At 48.8% G+C, this 254-nt stretch carries 1 rRNA gene; it reads left to right on the top strand.

Features of this window, described 5'->3' with window-relative positions:
* A 23S ribosomal RNA gene (locus ACEN4I_RS13670) occupies nucleotides 1-254 on the top strand; the annotation flags it as partial.

Below are 254 nucleotides of genomic sequence, written 5' to 3' on the forward strand. Positions count from 1 at the left end.
TAGACAACTAGGATGTTGGCTCAGAAGCAGCCATCATTTAAAGAGTGCGTAATAGCTCACTAGTCGAGTGACCCTGCGCCGAAAATTTACCGGGGCTAAACATAACACCGAAACTGTGGATAGAACCTTAGGTTCTATGGTAGGAGAGCGTTCTAAGGGCGTTGAAGCTAGATCGTGAGGACTAGTGGAGCGCTTAGAAGTGAGAATGCCGGTATGAGTAGCGAAAGACGGGTGAGAATCCCGTCCACCGAATG

The organism is Desemzia sp. FAM 23990, assembly GCF_045528485.1.
Lineage (GTDB): Bacteria > Bacillota > Bacilli > Lactobacillales > Carnobacteriaceae > Desemzia.